This is a genomic window from Thermostichus sp. MS-CIW-40 (genome assembly GCF_054058315.1).
Window position 1 is genome coordinate 1 of sequence record NZ_JBSSAC010000052.1, and the last position, 19,655, is coordinate 19,655.

The window sequence follows — 19,655 nt, forward strand, 5'->3', positions numbered from 1 at the left end:
ATCTGGATGTAGTAGGAGCCATCCTTCCGCTGGACTAGGGTGGCCGATTTGGGGTTAGAGCCAGCCAGCATCCCACGCTGGTAGTTACCAATGGCCAGTCCAAAGCGCTCTCGCCCTTCCACCGTGGTCAGCGACACCGTCCAGTCTTTCTCGCGGAATGAAAAGATACGTGCGTCGTAGGTAACGAACCCACGCTTGAACTCTTTAACTGGACGGTTGCGCTGTCTCGCCACTTTGCGAGCGCCTGCCACCCGTCTGCAGACCTGTTGGGCCAAGTTACTGGACAAGCCGAATCGGGCGCGAATCTCGTAGTAGCAAAGGGATTGCAGTTTGACCGCATTGACGATCTTCTCCGGCGTGTTCTGGTTGACCCAGTTCAGTGCCTGCACAAAGGCATCCATCGTCGCGTCCAATTTAGCGGCTTGCGACTGGGACACCTTGAGCTTGCAGGATATGGTCAGGACTTGGCTCATAAGTTCATTGTACTTCATCAAAGCGCTTTCCTCCCGACACTGACCCTACGGGTACAGTGCGGGGCTCCTGCGATTTCTAGCTGACGCGACAGAGATTTAGGGGTTTCCTTATCAATCCTCTGCAGTTGCGTTTTGCTGCAAATCTTAGGTTAGAAACGCTCAAATTACCTCAGAGCAAGGGTTTCCGCCATTGTCATCACTGAGGAAATAGCCAGAATAAAAGTAGCCATCGACCCAGCAATGGGCGCTACGACAACTCGGTGAATGAACGATGTTTCCCTCTCTTTTAAATCCACGTGCAGCAGGCATACTCCTATCGGGAGCTGTCTTGGGTATCCACTGCCAGGTGGCCATGGCCGCCCCTTTCCGCGACACCTTTGGTCACTGGGCCCAAGCCTACATTGAGACCCTCTCCGCTCAGGGAGTGTTGAACGGCTTCCCCGATGGCACCTTCCGCCCCAATGAGCCGGTTACCCGCGCTCAGTTTGCCACCATTGTCAATACCGCTTTCCGCCTCCGCAATACCTCCGGTACTTTCATCGGCTTCCGGGATGTGCCCCCCACCCACTGGGCAGCCAGCGCCATCTCGACGGCAGCAGCCAACAACCTGGTGGCAGGCTTTCCCGATGGCACCTTCCGTCCTGAACAGCCCGTTACCCGCACCGAAGCGCTGGTGGTTTTGACCAACGCCATTGGCAACACGGGAGCGATCCCAGCCGCTCAGCCCGGAGATCTCTTCAGCCGCTACCGAGATGCGGCAGCCATCCCCAATTGGGCCCTGGCACAAATTGCGGCGGCCAACCGCGCCGGGTTGATCGTCAATTATCCAGACCCGATGCTCTTGGAACCCAACCGTCCCGCCACTCGCGCCGAGGTAGCAGCCTTCACCCACCAGGCCATGCTCAGCCGGGGATCCTTGGTGGCACAAAACCCAGGGGGCTTGCCCTCCGGTTCCCAGCCAGGCTTTGACCTGCGCCTTTCCACGCTGGCGGCGGGCACCTTGATGCAAACCACCACCCCCTTCAACGAGCGCCTCTTCATTGCCCCCAACGAAACCCGGCCCATGTCTTTGATCGTCCGCAACCCGATTCGCAACGCCCAGGGGGATATTCTGGTGCCTTTTGGCTCGCGGGTGGATGGCCGCTTTGAGCCAGCCCCAGGGGGCACCCGTTTTGTGGCGGAAAGCATCATTGTCAACAACCAACTGTTCCCCTTGGCTGCCCAGTCAGACATCATCCACGATGTCAAGGATCCCCGCTACACCACCACAGGCAAAATCATTCAGGATGCAGCCATCGGCGCGGCAGCGGGCGCCATTCTCGGCTTGGTAACCGGAGACAATGCCATTGCCACAGAAGAAGTGCTGGGGGCGGGGGTGGCCGGAGCGGTAATTGGCAATGTAACGGCACCACAGGTGGTGGTGCTGGATCCCAATCAGGTGATCGAGTTGCGCCTCACTCAGGATCTGGCGCTGGCCCCGACATCCCGATAACCGGTGCAAGGCCGGAATCATAAGTGGTGTCGGCACGGCTATCTCCCCAGCCAATCCAAGAGGGTTGTTCCCCCCCACCACAGGCCGATCAAAATGGAAGTGGTCAGCAGTCCTCCTGCCACACAGATCAGGGATCCCAAGCTGCACAGGATCCCGTCTTCTTCCAAAAGCCCAAAGGCGGTGACGAAAACCCCCATCGCCGGCAGAGTGTTGGTGCCTGGAACGGGGATGATCATGGAAATCCCCATCAAGCCAATCCAGGTGCCCAGCCAGACTTGGCCAAGCCGTGTGGTGCAGAGCTGCCGCCAGCGGGGACGGGCAATCTTTTCAATCCGCTGCAGCCACGGGATCCCGGCCTGCGCCCACTTTTGAAATTGCTTCCGTTCAACAGAGGTCTGCAACACCCATTTCGGCAGCCAAGGGGTGGTTCGCCCTGCCACCAGTTGAAGGGCCAGCAACACAATGAACACACCAAAGGGAGTGGAATAGCCGGGAGCTGGCAGCGGCAGAGCAGAAGGGAAAGAGAGCACTGCCAAAAAGAATCCAAAGCTGCGCTCGCCCGCCAGTTCCAGGATGTCTTCGATGCAGATCGACCCTTCCGGAGGGAGTTTGGGCTGCTCTGGGCTATCGGGAAGGCAGGAAAGCCGGGCTAGTTCTTGGGATAGACGGGCCATGGAAGCTACAGCAGGCAAAGTTTGGAAACGGGTGAGCGCTATTTGGAAAGCCAACGCTAGCCTACTGCAAATTCAAACTGTGTTGGATATCTTGAGCAAAGGGGTGGTTTTGGAGAGGTGACATGCTCGGCAACAGGCTCAACAGGGCCGAGAACATCAGCGGTCTGGAGCAATGGCAGAAGTATCCAACTCAGTTCGGCAGAGGGGGTCGTAGGCTAGGATGGCCCCTGCTGCTGGGATCCCTACTGATAGTGGGGCACGGTGTGGCCCTGGCAGAAGCGCAGTTGGAGGTGGGCACTTCCACCACCCTATCCCCGCAGGCAGCTCCGCCGGTGTTACCACCCCCCCCTGTGAGAGTCCGACAAATTTCCGTGGATACCGATCCCGAGCAAACCGCCGATATGCCCCTTTCCTTGATGGCTGAGCAGGTACTGGAGGCAGTGTGCGAAGCGCAAATTGATGCTCAGCGGGCCTTGGCTCTCATGCCCGACCTGAGCGAATCCCATATCCGTGCTGCCTGTCCGAAGCGACTGATCCCCAAAAGCTGAAGGGGCGGCCCCAAGTTGGCGCTGAAAAGTAGCCGGAAATACGTTCACTGCCAAGGAAAGGTGGTACTCAACCTGTGTACCTCTTTCTTCAGAGAGCCTTCCATTTATGATCAGCCTTTTTATGAGAGAGCCTGTCTGGTAGGGATCCTGGCGGGGGAACTCAACCGAACAGGCAAGCTGGGGGCGCTCTAGCGTGGACTTTGAACTACGGGCCGGGGAGATTTACGCTCTCCGGGGGGAGAATGGCGCCGGGAAAACCACCCTGATGAACATGCTGGCGGGCCTCTACCAGCCGGATGCTGGCGAGATTCGCCTGCGGGGCCGCCCAGTGCGGATCTGCTCCCCACACCAAGCCATCCAACTGGGCATCGGTATGGCGAAGCTTATGTGGTGCAAAGCTTTACAGGTACCGGCAACATTGTTACACTGACCTAAGACTGTCTGCATCATTGTGCAAATAAATTCACAGACAGCCTATAAGTTTTGTGCGGATCTACACTTGGCATCACTGACTTGAGGGGAAGCCATGCCCAAAAAAGCCGCCAGCACAAAACCAAAAACAACTAGGGCAACCTCAAGAGAAGAGACCAAGCCCGATCCGCAAGGGGCGATTGCTGCAGAAATCCAGCGCCTTTCCGATACCTACGGCATCTCTAAGGAACTCCTGGAGAATTTTGCGCGGTTTGTGGTCAGGCAGCTACAGCCACCGCCTCGGTTGTCTGTCAAAGAGCTGCAGAAAGCGATTTACAACCACTTTGGCGTTAAAAACGCAGCCGAGCTGAGAAAGTCAGCCAGCTTCAAACTGGCAACCAGCGGCATGGGCAAGCTGAGCTTATCCAACATAGACGATTTGGAGCGCATTTATCGTCAGCACATCGGGATCCTTCCCAACGAAGAGGGGGAAGAGGGGTATGGCTGCATCAACGGGATCAACATCTTCAAGTACGACTTGCCATGGCGGGTTTTTGGACTTGACCCCGATCGAGCTACCAATGAGGACATCAAAGCTGCCTTTTATCGCCTGAGCAAGATCTACCATCCCGATTCTCCAACCGGGGATGACAAAATTTTCCAGCGATTGACTCTCTTCTACAAAAGCCTTACGGAGAAATTTGAGAAATGGCTATAGTCTATGTTTCTTCAAACAAGCTCGCCGAATTTTTGGGTATCAGCCTTGAGGAACTCAGGGAGATTGAAGCCTACTTTGACAGTATCCCTGATGATGAGTGGGAACTGGTGGAAGGTAAAGACTATCGCGTTATCAACAAAAGTTCGGGGCTGAGAGAATACACGCAGTCTGGTGCTTACGCCATTTTATCCTTTTTAAGGTCTAGGTCAGAGCAAGGTCGTAAGTACTCTACAGACACAAGCATTAGCACAAGCATTAGGAATTGGTTCAAGGAAGAGTATCGCAAGAGGCAGAAGGCTCTGGTGGATCATAGGATCCTCGAAAACAGCTCCTCTCTGGTCAGAAGACAAGATCAGTTTTGGCTATCTCTTCAAGATGTTGTGACGATCTTTGGAACTCGAACTGATTACCTTAAGAAAGCGCTTGAGATTGCATCAAAACAAAGTAAACTCATCAAAGACGTTCATTACACACGCTTTGGCAACGACGACACTGTCTACCTCTCTTTGCGAGGCATCTATGAGCTTGCCAAGATTATGGTAGAAATCCTCAAGCAAAACCACAGAAAAGACTGGTGTCGAGATGTTGGCGAACGCATTGAACCCCAGATTCAGGCAATCGTCAAGACAATCCAGGATAGACAAAGGCAGATAGAAAGAGCAAAAGAGCTTGCAAGAAGAAGGGATAAAAATCTCTGTAGAGTTACTCGAAAAACAGCCAGTAGCCTAACGGTTCACCATCTCTACTCTGAAGCGCACTATCCAAAGATTGCAGCAAATCTTTCCAACCTGATTACTATAGCCAGCGAAGTGCATAGCCACTTTCATCAGTGGATGGGAGGTTTCAACGAGCCATGTACAATTGATGACTTCATCAAGTATGTTTTGGAATACTATCCTGAGAACAAAAACCTGATCATCTGGTTGGGACAACAGAAGGCCAGTCTTGGGCCGCAGTTGCCCATTGGCAAGGGGAGAGAGCATGTGCTCTACATTCCTCTCCAGCGTGTAACTTGAAATAACCCATTGGTTATCGGTTGTTTTCAGGTCATTCCAACCACCTTAGTCAGGTTTGTCCGTCCTTGAGGATCCTTGATCTCTTTTTGGGGATCCCTCTTTCTGCGAGCAATCCGCGTCTGTCTCACTGGAAACGACAGAGGCCATAGTACAGCCAGGGATCCCTAAACCAAGCCCTGATTTAAGATCTCGCGGGAACGGGCGATGGCTGCTCTCAAGTTGGCCCGCTGGGTGTAGCGCATCGTCATGGCGGCAGTTGTATGGCCCAGCAGGTGCTGGATATGCTCAGGGGCAACGCCACGATCCAGCAGCAAGGTGGCAAAGCTGTGGCGAAACTGGTGAGGGGTTTGATGTCCTGGCTCAGGCTCGGTGAGCTTGAGAACAATGTGGCGCAGGCCATCGTAGGTCAGGGGGCGGCCTCGGTAGGCCAAGCAGCGAGATTGGGAAACAAACAAGGGATCCGTCGGCGCGCACGGGCCCCGTTCTTGGCTCAGATACTGCTGCAACAGCTCGGAGAGGGGATCCCCTACTGCCACAGCGCGAGGTTTACTCCCCTTGCCACAGCGCACTTCCAACAGGGATCCCTCAGGGCTGATTTGAAAATCTTGAACGGTTAAGTCCAACAGCTCCTGGGCCCGCAGCCCGCACTCCAGCATCAGGCGAATCAAAGCCGCGTAGCGCAGAGAATGGTTTTGGGCCCGCTGCAACACCCGCTGCAACAACAACCGATCCAGATCGCGAGGCAAACGAGCGGGTAGGCGGGCAGGTCGAATGGCTTGAGTGGGCAGGGGATCCTGAAGGTAGCCCCGTTGGCTGGCCCATTCAAAAAATTGCTGCAAGGCCAACCGCTTCAGGTTGTAGGTGGCCGGAGAGGCGGGCGGGTGGATCCGCTGGCCGGAGCGGCTTTGGAATGGTCGCCCTTTCAAGCTGTTCAAAAAGGACTGAACGTGGACAGGCTGCACCTGGGGCAGCGGCACCGGGCAAGTTTTGGCAAACTGCTCCAGAGCGATGCGATAGGTGCGGCGGCTAGCCGGGGCCAGATCCCGCTGCCGCTCCTGCAAAAATTGCGCCGCCAGATGGCTGAGGCTGGGAACAGGGCCAGTCGGCTGACTCTGGGGATGGGTCTCCTGAGCCCAGCCCGATCGAGGCTCCCTCATCCTGCCACCTCCATCCCTCTGCTAGCCCTTAACTTTATCCTCAACTTGTGGCCAGCTGCTGTCCAGAGAGGGATCCCGACCTGAGAGTCGATGGCTACTGGCCGGGCAGCAGGTGTTGGGTGATGAAATCCGTGTACACCTCGCCCCGCAAAAAAGCCTCGTGGCGCAGGATCTGCTGGTGGAAAGGGATCGTGGTGGGCACCCCAGTGATGGCGCATTCCCCCAAAGCCCGCTGCATGCGGCGGATGGCTGCTGCCCGGTTAGGCCCCCAGACGATCAGCTTGCCCAACAGCGAATCGTAGTAGGGGGGAATGGTGTAGTCGGTGTAGATGTGGGAATCCATGCGCACCCCCGGCCCCCCAGGGGGCAAATAGGCACTGATCGTGCCAGCGCAAGGCCGAAACTGCTGCTTGGGATCCTCGGCGTTGATGCGGCATTCGATAGCATGGCCCCGCAACTCCACATCCTTCTGGCGAAAGGTGAGGGGTTGACCTTGGGCAATGCGAATCTGCTCGGCAATCAGATCCAGCCCGGTCACCATCTCAGTAACCGGATGCTCCACCTGGATGCGGGTGTTCATCTCGATGAAGTAAAACTGGCCATTTTTGTCCAGCAAAAACTCCACCGTGCCCACCCCCACATAATTCACCACCTTGGCCGCTTTCACCGCCGCTGCTCCCATGCGGGCGCGCAAGCTTGCAGTCAAAGCCGGGCTGGGGGCCTCTTCCAACAGCTTTTGATGCCGCCGTTGAATGGAGCAATCCCGCTCGTACAGATGCACCACATTGCCCTGGCTATCCGCCAAGATCTGAAACTCCACATGACGGGGGCGCTCGATGAACTTCTCCAAGTAAACCCCGCCGTTGCCAAAGGCTGCTTGGGCTTCCCCCTGAGCGGTGCGCAGCATCTTCAGCAGCTCCTGGGCATCCCGCGCCACCCGCATACCCCGCCCCCCGCCACCGGCGGTGGCTTTGATGATCACGGGGTAGCCGATTTTCTCCGCCAGCTTCACTGCCTCCTCCTCAGAGGTGATCAACCCGCGGCTGCCCGGCACCGTCGGCACCCCCACCGCTTGCATGGTCTCGCGGGCCGTGGCCTTGTCGCCCATCTTGCGCATCGCCTCTGGCGAGGGGCCGATGAAGATCAAGTTGTGGTCGGCACACATCTCGGCAAATTTGGCATTCTCCGCCAAGAACCCATAGCCCGGATGAATGGCAGTGGCCCCGCGGGTGAGGGCTGCCGAGATGATGTTGGGAATGTTGAGGTAGCTTTTGGCCACCGGGGCATCTCCTACGCAAACAGCCTCGTCCGCCAGTTGGACGTGCAGGGAGTTCTGATCCGCAGTGGAGTAAACGGCCACAGTTCGGATCCCCATTTCCTGACAGGTGCGGATGATGCGCAGGGCGATCTCACCCCGGTTGGCAATCAGGATCTTGGTGATGGGCGGCATGAGGAAGGTTCAAAGCTGAAGAGGTAGCTAGACCGCTAAGGCCAGCGGTCTGTAAACGCAAGGTTAAGTTCAGGTGCTCATCCTACTATTTGACATACTCCCCGTCTTAAAGGACGGGGATGCTTTCTCAGCCAGCAGAATTGCTCCTACCGACTGAGCTACACAGGGCATGAGGCTGAAACCTCAACCCTATGGGGGATGCCATGGCCCCAACTACTGGGCCGGAGCCCAGATACTTCCTGCGGATGTTAATTGCCCCCACCCCGTCCCGATGGAACTCAAACCCACACCCACACCTGTACACACGACCTTTGGGCTTGTTTCTCTGTCCACAAACAGGACACTCCTGAGAGCTGTACCGCTCATCTTGCAGTACCACTCTCATCCCCAACCGCTCAGCTTTGTAGGTGATGAGATGCCGGACTTGACCATGCAACATCTGGTGGATCTTCTGATTCGCCTTTTTGTTGTAGTTGGCAGACATCCGGATATCCCGAAGGTCGCCAATCACAACTGTCTGCACGCCTCGCTCGTGGAGCGTGGAGACCAGTCTGGTCGTCTGCTTGTGCAGAATGTCTTGGATTTGGTGGTGTAGCTTCTTGAGCTGCAAACGTTGAGAGCGAACTAGCCGCTTCCACCGCCGAGACCCCCGCTTTTTGCGCGCCAGGAGTCGAGCTAGCTTGCCCTGCAGCTTGTTCTGGTAGCGCCTTTTGGAGCGCAGCAGCCTGCCATTGGCGATGTAGGTTTGTCCCCCCTCATGAGCGACTGCGGGGTGAATCTCACCCAAATCCACAGCGGCAACGTTGCTCTCTTCCCCCTCTTCTTCCGGCGGCGTATCCCCCACCTTGTAGCAAGCCCTCAGCTCATACTGCTGGCCATCCCAGCCCATCTCTACCCAAACAGGCGTATCCCAAGCCCAGTTAACAATCAGGGGCTCCTTGCCTTTCCCGTTCGACAATCGCAGCTTCCCATTGACGACTTGGATGGCTGAAGATTTCCACTGGACTTTGTAGAAGTACCGACGGCGTCGAGGTGGACGGGCGTTGGGGTCGGTTTTGCGGCGTTCCCGCCAGGACTTGAGAGAGGCAAAGAAGCTTTGCACTACCGCGTCTGCACTGTGAGCATGAAGTGTATTCTCAGGGTCGTTGGGAAACCACCGCATTAGCGTGGAAGGTTTCAACCACAGTCCCTTCTTGCGGACAACCCGCCAAAAGTGAACGAGCACCTTTGAGTACAGCTCGCCTGCTGCCCTGCTCAACAGCTGCAGTTGCTCTGAGACGCCTAGCTTGAGCTTGCGGACAAGGTACATGCAAAGTTGCCTTTCCTGTCTAATAGCATCTTACAAAAGCCGCCCTAGAAGGGCGGGGCTTGTAACCCAGTTTTTTTGGTCAACTGGAGGGGAGGATAGAGAAGGTCAGGTGGGGATCCCATATCCGGCCAATCCAGCCAACACCCTAGGTGGGGCTGAGGCTACAGGGATCCGGCTGCAGCAGAATCCCGGTGGGGGCAAACTGCGTCACCCAAAACTCCACATCTTGAAACTGGCGACGCAGGGTGTCGCGCGCTTGGGCGGCCAGCTCCAGGCTGGGCATGATTCCGAAGACCGTTGGCCCCGACCCCGACATCAGGGATCCCAGGGCCCCCGCCGAGAGAAGAGCTTGGCGCAGTTCCCCTACAATCGCGTACTCCGGCAAAACCACCTGTTCCAAGTCATTGCGCAAACTCCTGGCTAACGCCGGCGGATCCTGACGGCTGAGAGCCGCCAACGCCTGCGGCAAGGTGGGCAGTGTGGGTTTGGGTAGAGCATCCCCTCCCAAGCTCCCCTGACGAGAACGAAAGGCTTGATAGGCCCAGGCGGTGGAAACCCCCAGGTGCTTGGGCTTGGCCAGCAGCACAGGGATCCCTTCCCAATCGGCCAGCGGCTCCAAAACTTCCCCGCGCCCGGTGGCCAGTTGCGTTCCCCCCTGGATACAGAAGGGAATGTCGGATCCCAAGCGGGCTGCCAAACTCTGCAACTCTCCCACCGTCAGGCCCAGCCCCCACAGTTGGTTTAACCCCACCAAAACCGCCGCCGCATCAGCCGAGCCCCCCGCCAAACCTGCTGCCACCGGAATGTGCTTTTCGATGTGAATCTCCACGCCAGCGGCAGAGTGACACTCTTTTTGCAGCAGCTCAGCGGCTTGATAGGCAAGGTTGCGGGCATCTGCAGGCACTTCTGGACGATCGCAGGTGAGGTGGATCCCGTGAGGACGGCACTTCAACTGCAGGCGATCCGCCAAATGAATGCTCTGCAACACCATCGCCACCTCTGAATACCCGTCAGGACGGGAGCCGAGGATTTCCAGGTAGAGGTTGATCTTGGCGCGGGCAATCAGGGTACAGGCTTGCATGGGGCAAAAATCTGGGTCAGCAACAAGTCTCAACTCCCCTTAGCCTGTACAGACCTGATCAAAACACAGACTTATCCGGGGAGGTCTCCCAGCCTGATTCTAGCGGCAGTGGATCCCCTCTCTAGCTGCCAGAGCGAGGCCATGGCCCCAGCCACTCTCCACCGCGAAAGCGCCAGCGGGGAAACAAAATGCGCATTACCACCCAAGCGCTGAGGTAAAGGCAAACCCAGACCACACTGTAGTGGAGAATAAAATCTCCCAAGTCAAACCGTTGGGTTGGGATATAAGGAAGACCCACCACCTTCAAGACTGTACCCAAAAAAAGCCCTTCCCAAATGCCGGCCAAAAGCTGAAGGATCCCAGGCCAATCGTGATCCCACATCCACCCCATCAGATAGTTATAAACGACATCCCAAACACAGCCAAACAGACCCACGTAGAGCAATACCCAAAAATAGGTGAGGCTGCCGCCATGTCCGGTGAGCCCAAAATAAAAGGGTAAACTTGCCAAAACACCAACGGTGGCCAATAAGAAAATGCGAGTTTGCCAGCGGCCAATCAGGGTCGGAGTCATCTTTTCCTCCAGCAGTTTTGCCTATCGAGATCATCAGGATCCGTGTCGCTCCCAGTCTGTTTGAGGGAACCTTCTGGCCCTCACCCCCAACCCTTCCCCCTTTGTCCCCCTTTGGTATAGAAGAGTTGGGGATCAACGCAACACCCCTCTCACCAGGTTCAACGGGATGGGGAATAGCCATGATGTGTCGCCAACAATAGCGTTGATAACCATAAACATCCGGCAAAATCCAGGAGCGTTGCCCAATGTCGGCAAGCTAGGGGCTGATGTTTAGGGCCCACTTGCACCATTGCCACAGGGATCGGATCCCTTCTAAGCCTTTGACCCCCGGTGCCCGCAGTCGGGCCAGGTGTTCCACCGAGCGATGGGCACAGTACTGTAAACCCAAAAACGTATCCACCGGCGCATAAGGCCCGCCCAAGGTGATGATCCCAGCGGCGTACATTCGCCCATCCCGGTTGCGCATCTCCACCAGCTCAAAGTCGTTGGAGACATGCAAGCGCCCGTGAGGATTGAGGGGCAGGTTGTAGTGGGTAATTAGATCGTTGAGGAGAGGATTGGTCATGGGATCCGAAACCAAACCCGTACAGTCGATAACGAAATCGGCCTCCACCTTTAATTGCGTGTTGTTGTGGGTACCTCGAATGTAGGTTACCGGCTTACCCTTGTCGCCGGGAACCACCGACTCCACCTTGCCGAACACAATCGAGTACCAGCCCTCTCGCAACCCTTGCCGCACGATCCGCCGCCATTTCCGCCGACTTGCTGTCGTGGTGCCGCCCCAAGCTTCCAGCAGTTCGCGCCGTTCCAGGGGGGTCGCCGCTTCCAATTTGGCACGCAGAACTCCTCCCCAAGTGCCCTTGGGCCAGTTGAAGGGCTGAAACTCCCAATGGTTATCCACTGCCCGTTTGGCTCGTCCGAAGCGATTACCGCTTTTGGGCGCACGGCTCAGATGCACCACCGAGATGCGGGGGTTGACTTTGCGGGCTTCGTAAAGGCGTTCCATCACCTGAGAGGCGACGATCCCAAATCCCCGAATTAGGACGGTGCCACCTTGTTTCTCCAACTGCTCATAAACGTGATCATGAGGCTCATAGCCGTGTACCACCGATCTCAAATCTCCTGTTTTTTCGCGAAACTCCTGCAGGTCGTTGAGCAACTTGATGGCCGGATATCCAGTTGCCAAATGGAGATACTTGGCCACCATAAAACGGTGATCCGTATGGCCGGGCCGCGTTGCCGAATAGGCCACCACATATCGCCCATCCTCCGTTTTGCGAATGGCGCGAATATGGCCGTAACACAACATTTGCTCCCAACCAATTCGGGCTGCCTCCCGATCCATTGAGGCAAATACATCCCCCGCCCGCGGCGTATAGGTATCTGCCAACAAGGGCTCACTAAATACCTGCCACAAAAAGCCGAATGCTTCCAACAATCGGCCGGAGAAAAAGGAACGCCAAGCATCCCGCAGAGCATAGCCAGGCCAGCCCCAAATGTTGTCTGGACAAGAATCGGAGCCAGAGCGAATTCGCTTCCAGCGGGGGATCTGGCAGTTGGTCAAAAGCCGTTCATACCGTTCGTAGGGTTTACGGGCAATGCTGATGACGCGGATGTGTTCCGGTCTGACCCCGTAGATGCGCAGGGTATCCACCCACACAAAGCTGCCGATACCGCCGCCCAAGGCCAAATAGAGGGTCTCTTCCACAGGTAGTCCGGTGGCTTTGAGGGCGCTCAGGGCAATTTGCTCAGCTCGAAACAAATCCGGCGGGGGAAAATCCGAGCCAGGCCGCACCTCGGGAAGCTGCTCTGGGGCAAAAACCACCGTGGAAGCCGGGGGAACCTCAAATGCGGTGTCGGGTTGGGTGGCCGGGCGAATCAGTTCGGTGCGCGGCTCCAGCAAAAGAGTAGGGGTGGCGGTCAGAAGGGTGGCATTGGGATCCCTGGGGGACACCAAACCCACGGTGATGCTGTAGGGGCCAAGCTCCACCACTTCTCCCCCCTGGAGCACCCGGCGTGCCTGACGGATTTTTTCCCCATTGATGCGGCTGCCGTTGGCACTGCGATCTTCATAGATGACCTGGCCATCCTCACCGAGATAGACGAGGGCGTGATAACGGGAGATCTCCTGGCTGGCAAACACAGCCCGCGCCACTTCTCGACCTTGCCATTCCTGTGGCAATTGGGCCAGCTCCCTGCCCAAGGCAAGAGGCAATGGAAAAATCAGCTCCTGCTGTTCTTCGGTGATGGGATCTTCCCAGCTCAGTTGAATTTGCATAGCTTCTGCTTACCTTTACAAAGATCATGAAGAGGCCATTGAGAAAACACAGAACAGCGCGACCTCACAGGTCACCTCGGGGTTTGTCTGGGATCCCTTTTTTCTATCCCCCACGGACTTGGATCAGCCACTGGGATCTGTAAGAAGAATTAAGAAGAATAGAAAGGGTTGGTCCTCTAGAGAGGAGGTTGTGGGGCTTTGCCAGCTTCTGGAGGAGGGATCACCAAGGTAGCGCTCAAAACCAAATGCCCACAGTAGGGACAATTCTGGCCCTGATATTCCGGGGGTAGGTAGTGAGGGTTTTCCAGGCGGCTGCACTTAACCTTGAGGGCGTCCAAAGTGCCGCGGCTGAGGGGAACCCCCTGATTCTTCCTGGCAACTTCTATGGACTTCACGCTCAGCACAACGCGCCCCAATTGAATTTGGCTATTGGCCTCAAGCGCAAGCTCTTCCTGAATTATTTTTCGGCCATTCACCCAGACGGGGTTGGGCTGCTTAGGAGGCAAACGATCCCGAGTTAAGTTGCGAATGTGAAAGTTTAAGGTTTTGGGATCCCAATAAAGCCCGGCGTGAACTCCTGAGACCGAGCGAGTTGGGTCATTGAGCACCACATCACAGCTGGGATCCCGTCCAATGGTAACCAGCTTAGAGGGGACAGGCGAAACCGTTTGCGATCGGCGCCGGTCGGCCTCGGTCCATTCTAAAGTGAGTTGACACACGATCCCATTCTCCACAGTTCAGCGCCTCCATTCCCTAGATCGGCTTCAGCATATCCAAAGGTCAGCTTGGGAAAAGCAGAAGATGTCTTTTTCGTCAAAATTGTTATCTTTTTGGATAACTATAACCTACTCCCCTGACCAAAGGCTTGCGCTGATCCGGATCACCTGAGTTGGGATCTCCGAGTTACATTCCTGCTGGAGACCGTGCCCAAACGCTCCGCGCCGCTTCCGCGACCACCCTCAGCTCCTCTTCCAGAGGGAGAGGGGAGCCAGACGGAAAGGTTTCATTCATGATGTTTAGACCATGATGTTTAGAGTGACTACATACTCGACTTTATCCCCACCCGATTTGAAGCAACAAAACTCGATCTCCTCAGGAACGGCGAGGCCGTTCAAGTTTGACCGAGGTGGCCTGATCCCTTGGCCGGAAGCCTCAGAAATCCACCTGAGAGATAGGGCCTAGAGTGAGTTTTGAGTTTCTGGGGATCCTGCAAGACTAGTATCCTCTGTGTCTTTATCCAAACCGTTTTCAAAGCACTCCGGTAAATGTGAAACTGCCGCTGCCCAGCCGCTCCTGCCGATCGAACACACTGATGGTGAGCTGATGGGATCCCGTTTGAGTGAGGGTAAAGCGATTCTGGGTCAGGGTCAGCCCTGTAACGGTGCAGGTGGTCGCCCCAACGAAGCAGCCGGGCAACTGAGCAGCATCAAAAGCTCCCAGGGTTACGAAATTGCCCAGTGGGGTGGTGACGGAAGCCAAAAAGGCGTTGGAACCCCGGATCCCGGCAGGGGCCTCTACCCGAAAAGACACCACAAAGGTCGGGGTTTGCCCCACCGAGACGGTGCGCGGAGAGAGATCAGTAATGGTGAGGGATGGAGCAGGTATGGGAGGCGGCAGGGGCAGAAGATCGCTGCTGCCGGTCGTGCCCCCACACCCCACCAGAACACTGCTCAGCAGCACCAGCACTGGGATCCGTTCATGCCTTCGCTGCATGGTTTTCCTCCACTCCAAAAGGTCTTCTTTTTTTGAGCTTATTGTCTAGAGTTTGTCTCCACCAAGCCAGCGGGCGGAAAGGAGAGAACCTGGCGAGAAGCAGCCTGGAATCCTTCGTCTATTCCCCTTGCAAAAGGTTTTGGCAAGCTGTGGCAATGGCCCAGTCCTCTTGGGCTGAGATCACCAGAACCCGCACCGGAGCATCCGAAGTGCTGATATCGCAGTTGCGGGGGGATCCGGCATTCAAAACCGGGTCGATCTGGATCCCTAAAAAACCTAGGTCTGCACAGGCTGCCGCCCGCACCGGCGCTGAGTTTTCCCCAATCCCCCCAGAGAACACCAGCGCATCCAGCCGATCCAAGCTCATGAGCATCGCCCCAATCTGGCTGCGCAGACGGTGAACAAACAGCTCAAAAGCCAGCTCCGCCCGGGCATGGCCTGCCTCCATTGCCTCCAACACAACCCGCATATCGCTGCTCAGGCCGGAAACGCCCTTCAACCCCGATTCTCGGTTCAAGATCCGATCCAGTTCATCCACGCTCATGCCCTGGCGCAACTGATGGATCAAAATGCCCGGATCCACTGACCCCGACCGGGATCCCATCATCAAGCCCTCCAGAGGGGTATAGCCCATGGTGGTATCCACGCTTCTGCCCCCGCGAATAGCCGCCAACGAACAGCCGTTGCCCAGGTGACAGGTGATCAGCCGCAACTCCTCCAGGGGTCGGTTCAAGATCTCGGCAGCGCGACGGGCGCAATGCTCGTGGTTGATGCCATGAAACCCGTAGCGGCGGATCCCTTGTTCAGCCCAAGCGTAGGGAAGGGGGTAAAGGGCTGCGGCCAGAGGCATTTGCTGGTGGAAGGCGGTGTCGAAAACGGCCACCTGAGGGATCCCCGGCAACAGTTGCCTTAGCAGACGGATGCCAGCCAGCGCAGCAGGGTTGTGGGCTGGGGCCAAGGGGATCAATTGCTCAATCGCCCTCTCCACCTCCGGCGTAATTAAGGTGGGCTGCCGGTACAGGGATCCCCCATGCACCACCCGATGGCCGACGCCGCCGATCTCAGCCGCCTGCGGGAGCAGGGATCCCTCCCCTTGCCAGAGGCTTTGAAACAGCGGGGCCAGTTGGCCGATCCCTCCCTCAGGTGAAGCGGAGGGAAAAGATTCCCACCCACCGCCTCGCCGACGAGTCTGGATGAGGGCCTCCCCCGGCTTGTAGGTGAAATCCACCTGGGCTTGCCAGATGGGCGTGGCCTCCACCCTTCCCTCAACCGTCAGAAATAGGGAGGATTTGAGGCTGCTGGAACCGGCATTGACGACCAGAATATTCACAGCGTGTCTTCGTTGGCCTTCGCACTGCTGGGCTTAAGGCCTATAGCCCGCTTGCTTGAACAGAGCGGTTGACTACCCTGCCGCTAAGGATGACCATAGCATTAAAGCCCTCCTGCAGCTTCCTGAGGCCAAGGCGAACTGCGTAGCGGTAGGACGGAGCTTTAGACCCAATTTTTTGGGTAATCTGTTCCCCTACTTCTGTTGCCCTCCATCCCACTGGACTAACGCTGCTTATGCCCAGAGTCATCGTCACAGATCCCATCGATCAGGCGGGGATCGACATTCTCTCCCAAGTCGCTCAGGTGGATGTGCAAACCCAGCTCACCCCAGAGCAGTTGATCGCGGTCATCCCCAACTACGATGCCATCATGGTGCGCTCTGGTACACGGGTTACCCGAGAGGTAATCGAGGCGGGGACGAACTTAAAAATCATCGGGCGGGCGGGCGTTGGCGTTGACAACATCGATGTGCCCGCCGCAACCAAAGCCGGGATCCTGGTGGTCAACTCCCCAGAGGGCAACACCATTGCCGCTGCCGAGCACGCCATTGCCTTGATGATGGCCCTCTCCCGCCACATACCCGATGCCAATGCCTCTCTGAAGTCGGGCCTGTGGAATCGGCAAGAGTTTGTCGGCGTAGAAGTCTACAAAAAAACGCTGGGGATTGTCGGATTGGGTCGGATTGGATCCCATGTGGCCCAGATTGCCAAGGCGATGGGGATGAAGCTGCTGGCCTATGACCCCTATCTGTCCGTGGAGCGGGCCGAGCAACTGGGGGTACGCCTGGTGGACTTCACAACTTTGGTCCAGGAATCCGACTACATCACCTTGCACATTCCCAAAACCCCTGAAACCACCAACCTGTTCAACGCCGAAACCTTCCGCATGATGAAGCCGACTGCCCGCCTGATCAACTGCGCCCGTGGCGGTTTGGTGGATGAACAAGCCCTGTACGAAGCCCTGAAATCCGGCCAAATTGCCGGAGCGGCTTTGGATGTATTTGCCAATGAGCCCCTGAAGGACTCCCCGCTGTTTTCCCTGGGCAAAGAAGTCCTGCTCACTCCCCACTTGGGGGCCTCCACCGAAGAAGCCCAAGTGAATGTGGCCATTGATGTGGCCGAGCAGATCCGCGATGTGTTGCTGGGGCTGCCGGCCCGCTCTGCCGTGAACATCCCCGGCCTACAGGCAGAGGTGCTGCAAAACCTCAGACCCTACCTGGACTTGGCCGAAACCCTGGGCAACTTGGTTGGCCAATTGGCGGGGGATCGCGTCAACCAGTTGGAGATCCGCCTGCAGGGAGATCTGGCAGAAAAAGATGGTCAGCCGATCGTCATTGCCGCCCTCAAAGGGCTTTTGACGCTGGCGCTGCGGGAGCGGGTCAACTACGTCAACGCCTCCATTGAGGCCAAAGAACGGGGCATCCGGGTGGTGGAAACCCGAGATCCCTCTTTGAAAGATTATTCCGGATCCCTGACGTTGATTGCCCACGGCCCCAATGGGATCCGCTCGGTTTCGGGGGCGTTGATTGGGGAGCGAGAGGTGCGGATTACCCAGATCGACGAGTTCCCGGTGAATGTGCCCCCTTCCGCCAACATGCTGATGACCCTGCACCGGGATATGCCGGGAATCATCGGACGGATTGGCACCTTGCTGGGAGCCTACAATGTCAACATCGCCAGCATGCAGGTGGGGCGCAAGATCATCCGCGGCGATGCAGTCATGGTGCTCAGCTTGGACGATCCCCTGCCGGATGGGATCCTGGAAGAGGTGCTCAAGCAGCCGGGCATCCGTGACGCTTTTGTAGTGAACCTCTAGAATTGTTGATCCCTAGAAAAAATCCCAAATCTCACCTACCCTGGCAAGACGGAGTCTTTGCTTGAACCAGAGCAACTTGTCCCTAACCCTGTCCCAGATCCCAGACTGGGATTGGCCGGCCTTTCTGGAGTCCCTGGGCCATTTTGGTGTGGATCTCAGTCTGGAACGCATGCAAGTCTTGCTGCAGCGTCTAGGACAGCCCCAAGCTGGGATCCCGGCCATCCATGTAGCCGGTACCAACGGCAAGGGATCCGTCTGTGCCTGGGTCAGCCACGTGTTGTGGGCGGCAGGCTATCGTGTGGGCCGCTACACCTCTCCCCATTTGGTGGACTGGCGGGAACGGATTTGGCTGAACGGGGAATACATTTCCGCCAACGACTGGAGCCAAGCGCTGGCCCAGGTGCGAGACTGCCTACAAACCTATGCCCCTGACGAGGCTTCTCCCACCCAGTTTGAGGTTATCACCGCTGCCGCTTGGCTGTACTTCCGCCGGCAAAAGGTGGATGTGGCAGTGATAGAAGTGGGCCTGGGGGGGCGGCTGGATGCTACCAATGCTGGGATCGAGCCAGTGGTAACGGCTATCACCTCCATCGGCTGGGATCATTGGCAGCGCTTGGGCAACAGCCTTCCCCAAATTGCCTCTGAAAAGGCGGGTATTCTCAAGCCAGGGATCCCGGCAGTGTGCGCACCCCAAACTCCAGAGGTCACAGCAGTTATCCGAGCCAAGGCAGAGCAATTGCGAAGCCCCCTGAAGATGGTCGAACCTCTGCGATGGTCAGAGCCTCAAACCGTCCACTGGCGAGGGCAGCTCCTCACCTTGCCCCTCAGCGGCGATGTACAACTCACCAATGCAGCAGTAGCCCTTGCCGTTGTAGAAACCCTACAGCAACAGGGCTGGCGGATCCCGGATGCCGCTGTCGAAAAAGGATTTGCCATCACCCGTTGGCCGGGGCGCTTACAGCGGGTGCAGATTGGATCCCGTCAGTTGCTGATGGACGGAGCCCACAACTTACCCGCTGCCCAGGCTCTCCGTCGCTATCTGGATAAGTATCAACCTGGCCCCCTCACCTGGTATATGGGCATCCTCACCACCAAGGATGTCCAGGGCATTCTCAGCACCCTGCTGCGGCCGGGAGATTGCTTTTTTGCCCTGCCAATTGCCGGCCACTCTGGGACGGATCCCGAGCAACTTGCTCAGCTAGCCCAGACTCTGCAGCCTCATCTCGCCTCGGCACGGGCACTGCCCAATCTCTCCGCTCTTCGGGCTCAGTTGCTCAAGCCGAAAAACCTCACTGAGCCACCAGCTGTAATCTGCGGATCCCTGTACCTATTGGGCCAGGTGATGCAGGAATGTTTGGGATGGGATCTAGCCTGTTGAACTGACAGGTGAAACCTTATGCAAAACCTGAGCTACTCTCTTATAAAGAGAGAGGAGCTATGAACAAAAACTAGCTCTCAACCACTATCACTTGATCAAGATACTCCCCTACTGATTGGGTTAGGGTGGTGGGCCTGGCACCGGGCTAGGTTGCCAGCAGGTCGCCCTGCCAGTAGGTTCGCCGCTGATGCGTTTCACGTCCGAGTTCGGGATGGGTCGGCGTGGTTCCACATCGCCAT

The 19,655-nt window shown here is 56.9% G+C and carries 16 protein-coding genes, 1 rRNA gene and 2 pseudogenes; 7 read left to right on the forward strand and 12 right to left on the reverse strand.

Features of this window, described 5'->3' with window-relative positions; genetic code table 11:
- Positions 1-473, reverse strand: a pseudogene (locus tag ACVWXF_RS12545) (RNA-guided endonuclease TnpB family protein); the annotation flags it as partial.
- Between the two features lie 352 nt (positions 474-825).
- Between ACVWXF_RS12545 and ACVWXF_RS12550 the strand changes: the two are divergent.
- Complete coding sequence (locus ACVWXF_RS12550; RefSeq protein ID WP_457474553.1) at positions 826-1,965, forward strand: S-layer homology domain-containing protein; 1,140 nt, start codon at positions 826-828, stop codon at positions 1,963-1,965.
- A 38-nt stretch (positions 1,966-2,003) separates the two neighbouring features.
- Here ACVWXF_RS12550 and ACVWXF_RS12555 read toward each other — a convergent pair whose 3' ends face one another.
- Positions 2,004-2,639, reverse strand: coding sequence for an exopolysaccharide biosynthesis protein (locus ACVWXF_RS12555; RefSeq protein WP_457474554.1), 636 nt, complete (start codon positions 2,637-2,639; stop codon positions 2,004-2,006).
- Between the two features lie 122 nt (positions 2,640-2,761).
- Between ACVWXF_RS12555 and ACVWXF_RS12560 the strand changes: the two genes are divergently transcribed.
- The 4 genes and pseudogenes from ACVWXF_RS12560 to ACVWXF_RS12575 all read left to right on the forward strand — a co-directional run bounded on the left by ACVWXF_RS12560 (position 2,762) and on the right by ACVWXF_RS12575 (position 5,332).
- Positions 2,762-3,187: a hypothetical protein gene (locus ACVWXF_RS12560; protein ID WP_414522542.1), complete on the forward strand. Its 426-nt coding sequence runs from the start codon at positions 2,762-2,764 to the stop codon at positions 3,185-3,187.
- A gap of 193 nt (positions 3,188-3,380) precedes the next feature.
- Positions 3,381-3,563, forward strand: a pseudogene (locus ACVWXF_RS12565) (ATP-binding cassette domain-containing protein); the annotation flags it as partial.
- A 150-nt stretch (positions 3,564-3,713) separates the two neighbouring features.
- Positions 3,714-4,316 carry a DnaJ domain-containing protein gene (locus ACVWXF_RS12570; RefSeq protein ID WP_457474555.1) on the forward strand — a complete coding sequence of 201 codons (603 nt, stop codon included), beginning with the start codon at positions 3,714-3,716 and terminating at the stop codon, positions 4,314-4,316.
- Positions 4,307-5,332 carry a hypothetical protein gene (locus ACVWXF_RS12575; RefSeq protein WP_457474556.1) on the forward strand — a complete coding sequence of 342 codons (1,026 nt, stop codon included), beginning with the start codon at positions 4,307-4,309 and terminating at the stop codon, positions 5,330-5,332. Before ACVWXF_RS12570 ends, ACVWXF_RS12575 begins: the two co-directional genes overlap by 10 nt.
- Before the next feature lie 164 nt (positions 5,333-5,496).
- Here ACVWXF_RS12575 and ACVWXF_RS12580 read toward each other — a convergent pair whose 3' ends face one another.
- The 9 genes from ACVWXF_RS12580 to ACVWXF_RS12620 all read right to left on the reverse strand — a co-directional run bounded on the left by ACVWXF_RS12580 (position 5,497) and on the right by ACVWXF_RS12620 (position 16,224).
- Positions 5,497-6,489 carry a tyrosine-type recombinase/integrase gene (locus ACVWXF_RS12580; RefSeq protein ID WP_457474557.1) on the reverse strand — a complete coding sequence of 331 codons (993 nt, stop codon included), beginning with the start codon at positions 6,487-6,489 and terminating at the stop codon, positions 5,497-5,499.
- A gap of 94 nt (positions 6,490-6,583) precedes the next feature.
- Positions 6,584-7,939, reverse strand: a complete 1,356-nt coding sequence (accC, locus tag ACVWXF_RS12585) for an acetyl-CoA carboxylase biotin carboxylase subunit (RefSeq protein ID WP_414332260.1) — start codon at positions 7,937-7,939, stop codon at positions 6,584-6,586.
- A gap of 127 nt (positions 7,940-8,066) precedes the next feature.
- Positions 8,067-9,248, reverse strand: a complete 1,182-nt coding sequence (locus ACVWXF_RS12590) for an RNA-guided endonuclease InsQ/TnpB family protein (RefSeq protein ID WP_457474558.1) — start codon at positions 9,246-9,248, stop codon at positions 8,067-8,069.
- A 145-nt stretch (positions 9,249-9,393) separates the two neighbouring features.
- A complete protein-coding gene (gene ispE / locus ACVWXF_RS12595) occupies positions 9,394-10,329 on the reverse strand; it encodes a 4-(cytidine 5'-diphospho)-2-C-methyl-D-erythritol kinase (RefSeq protein ID WP_457474559.1) in 936 nt (311 codons plus the stop codon).
- Between the two features lie 121 nt (positions 10,330-10,450).
- The gene (locus ACVWXF_RS12600; RefSeq protein WP_457474560.1) at positions 10,451-10,903 is read right to left on the reverse strand and encodes a hypothetical protein; all 453 of its coding nucleotides are present in this window, start codon (positions 10,901-10,903) and stop codon (positions 10,451-10,453) included.
- A 256-nt stretch (positions 10,904-11,159) separates the two neighbouring features.
- Complete coding sequence (locus ACVWXF_RS12605; RefSeq protein ID WP_414382798.1) at positions 11,160-13,181, reverse strand: FHA domain-containing protein; 2,022 nt, start codon at positions 13,179-13,181, stop codon at positions 11,160-11,162.
- Positions 13,182-13,357: 176 nt separating this feature from the next.
- A complete protein-coding gene (locus ACVWXF_RS12610) occupies positions 13,358-13,900 on the reverse strand; it encodes an FHA domain-containing protein (RefSeq protein WP_457474561.1) in 543 nt (180 codons plus the stop codon).
- A gap of 529 nt (positions 13,901-14,429) precedes the next feature.
- Positions 14,430-14,894, reverse strand: coding sequence for a hypothetical protein (locus ACVWXF_RS12615; RefSeq protein ID WP_457474562.1), 465 nt, complete (start codon positions 14,892-14,894; stop codon positions 14,430-14,432).
- Positions 14,895-15,012: 118 nt separating this feature from the next.
- On the reverse strand, positions 15,013-16,224 hold the full coding sequence (locus tag ACVWXF_RS12620) for an acetate kinase (protein ID WP_414413710.1): 1,212 nt from the start codon (positions 16,222-16,224) through the stop codon (positions 15,013-15,015).
- A 233-nt stretch (positions 16,225-16,457) separates the two neighbouring features.
- Here ACVWXF_RS12620 and serA point away from each other — a divergent pair, with 233 nt between their 5' ends.
- Both serA and ACVWXF_RS12630 read left to right on the forward strand, forming a co-directional pair.
- A complete protein-coding gene (gene serA / locus ACVWXF_RS12625) occupies positions 16,458-18,038 on the forward strand; it encodes a phosphoglycerate dehydrogenase (protein ID WP_011433001.1) in 1,581 nt (526 codons plus the stop codon).
- A gap of 76 nt (positions 18,039-18,114) precedes the next feature.
- Positions 18,115-19,416, forward strand: coding sequence for a bifunctional folylpolyglutamate synthase/dihydrofolate synthase (locus ACVWXF_RS12630; protein ID WP_457474563.1), 1,302 nt, complete (start codon positions 18,115-18,117; stop codon positions 19,414-19,416).
- Positions 19,417-19,548: 132 nt separating this feature from the next.
- Here the strand turns inward: ACVWXF_RS12630 and rrf are convergent.
- Positions 19,549-19,655: ribosomal RNA gene (gene rrf, locus ACVWXF_RS12635) — 5S ribosomal RNA — on the reverse strand; the annotation flags it as partial.

What these genes read in the sequence shown, in the direction of transcription:
- ACVWXF_RS12600 (WP_457474560.1), bottom strand. Translation starts at nt 10,903, where the DNA reads ATGACTCCGACCCTGATTGGCCGCTGGCAAACTCGCATTTTCTTATTG.
- ACVWXF_RS12615 (WP_457474562.1), bottom strand. Translation starts at nt 14,894, where the DNA reads ATGCAGCGAAGGCATGAACGGATCCCAGTGCTGGTGCTGCTGAGCAGT.
- ACVWXF_RS12570 (WP_457474555.1), top strand. Translation starts at nt 3,714, where the DNA reads ATGCCCAAAAAAGCCGCCAGCACAAAACCAAAAACAACTAGGGCAACC.
- ACVWXF_RS12555 (WP_457474554.1), bottom strand. Translation starts at nt 2,639, where the DNA reads ATGGCCCGTCTATCCCAAGAACTAGCCCGGCTTTCCTGCCTTCCCGAT.
- accC (WP_414332260.1), bottom strand. Translation starts at nt 7,939, where the DNA reads ATGCCGCCCATCACCAAGATCCTGATTGCCAACCGGGGTGAGATCGCC.
- ACVWXF_RS12605 (WP_414382798.1), bottom strand. Translation starts at nt 13,181, where the DNA reads ATGCAAATTCAACTGAGCTGGGAAGATCCCATCACCGAAGAACAGCAG.
- ACVWXF_RS12560 (WP_414522542.1), top strand. Translation starts at nt 2,762, where the DNA reads ATGCTCGGCAACAGGCTCAACAGGGCCGAGAACATCAGCGGTCTGGAG.
- ispE (WP_457474559.1), bottom strand. Translation starts at nt 10,329, where the DNA reads ATGCAAGCCTGTACCCTGATTGCCCGCGCCAAGATCAACCTCTACCTG.
- ACVWXF_RS12575 (WP_457474556.1), top strand. Translation starts at nt 4,307, where the DNA reads ATGGCTATAGTCTATGTTTCTTCAAACAAGCTCGCCGAATTTTTGGGT.
- ACVWXF_RS12550 (WP_457474553.1), top strand. Translation starts at nt 826, where the DNA reads ATGGCCGCCCCTTTCCGCGACACCTTTGGTCACTGGGCCCAAGCCTAC.
- ACVWXF_RS12590 (WP_457474558.1), bottom strand. Translation starts at nt 9,248, where the DNA reads ATGTACCTTGTCCGCAAGCTCAAGCTAGGCGTCTCAGAGCAACTGCAG.
- serA (WP_011433001.1), top strand. Translation starts at nt 16,458, where the DNA reads ATGCCCAGAGTCATCGTCACAGATCCCATCGATCAGGCGGGGATCGAC.
- ACVWXF_RS12580 (WP_457474557.1), bottom strand. Translation starts at nt 6,489, where the DNA reads ATGAGGGAGCCTCGATCGGGCTGGGCTCAGGAGACCCATCCCCAGAGT.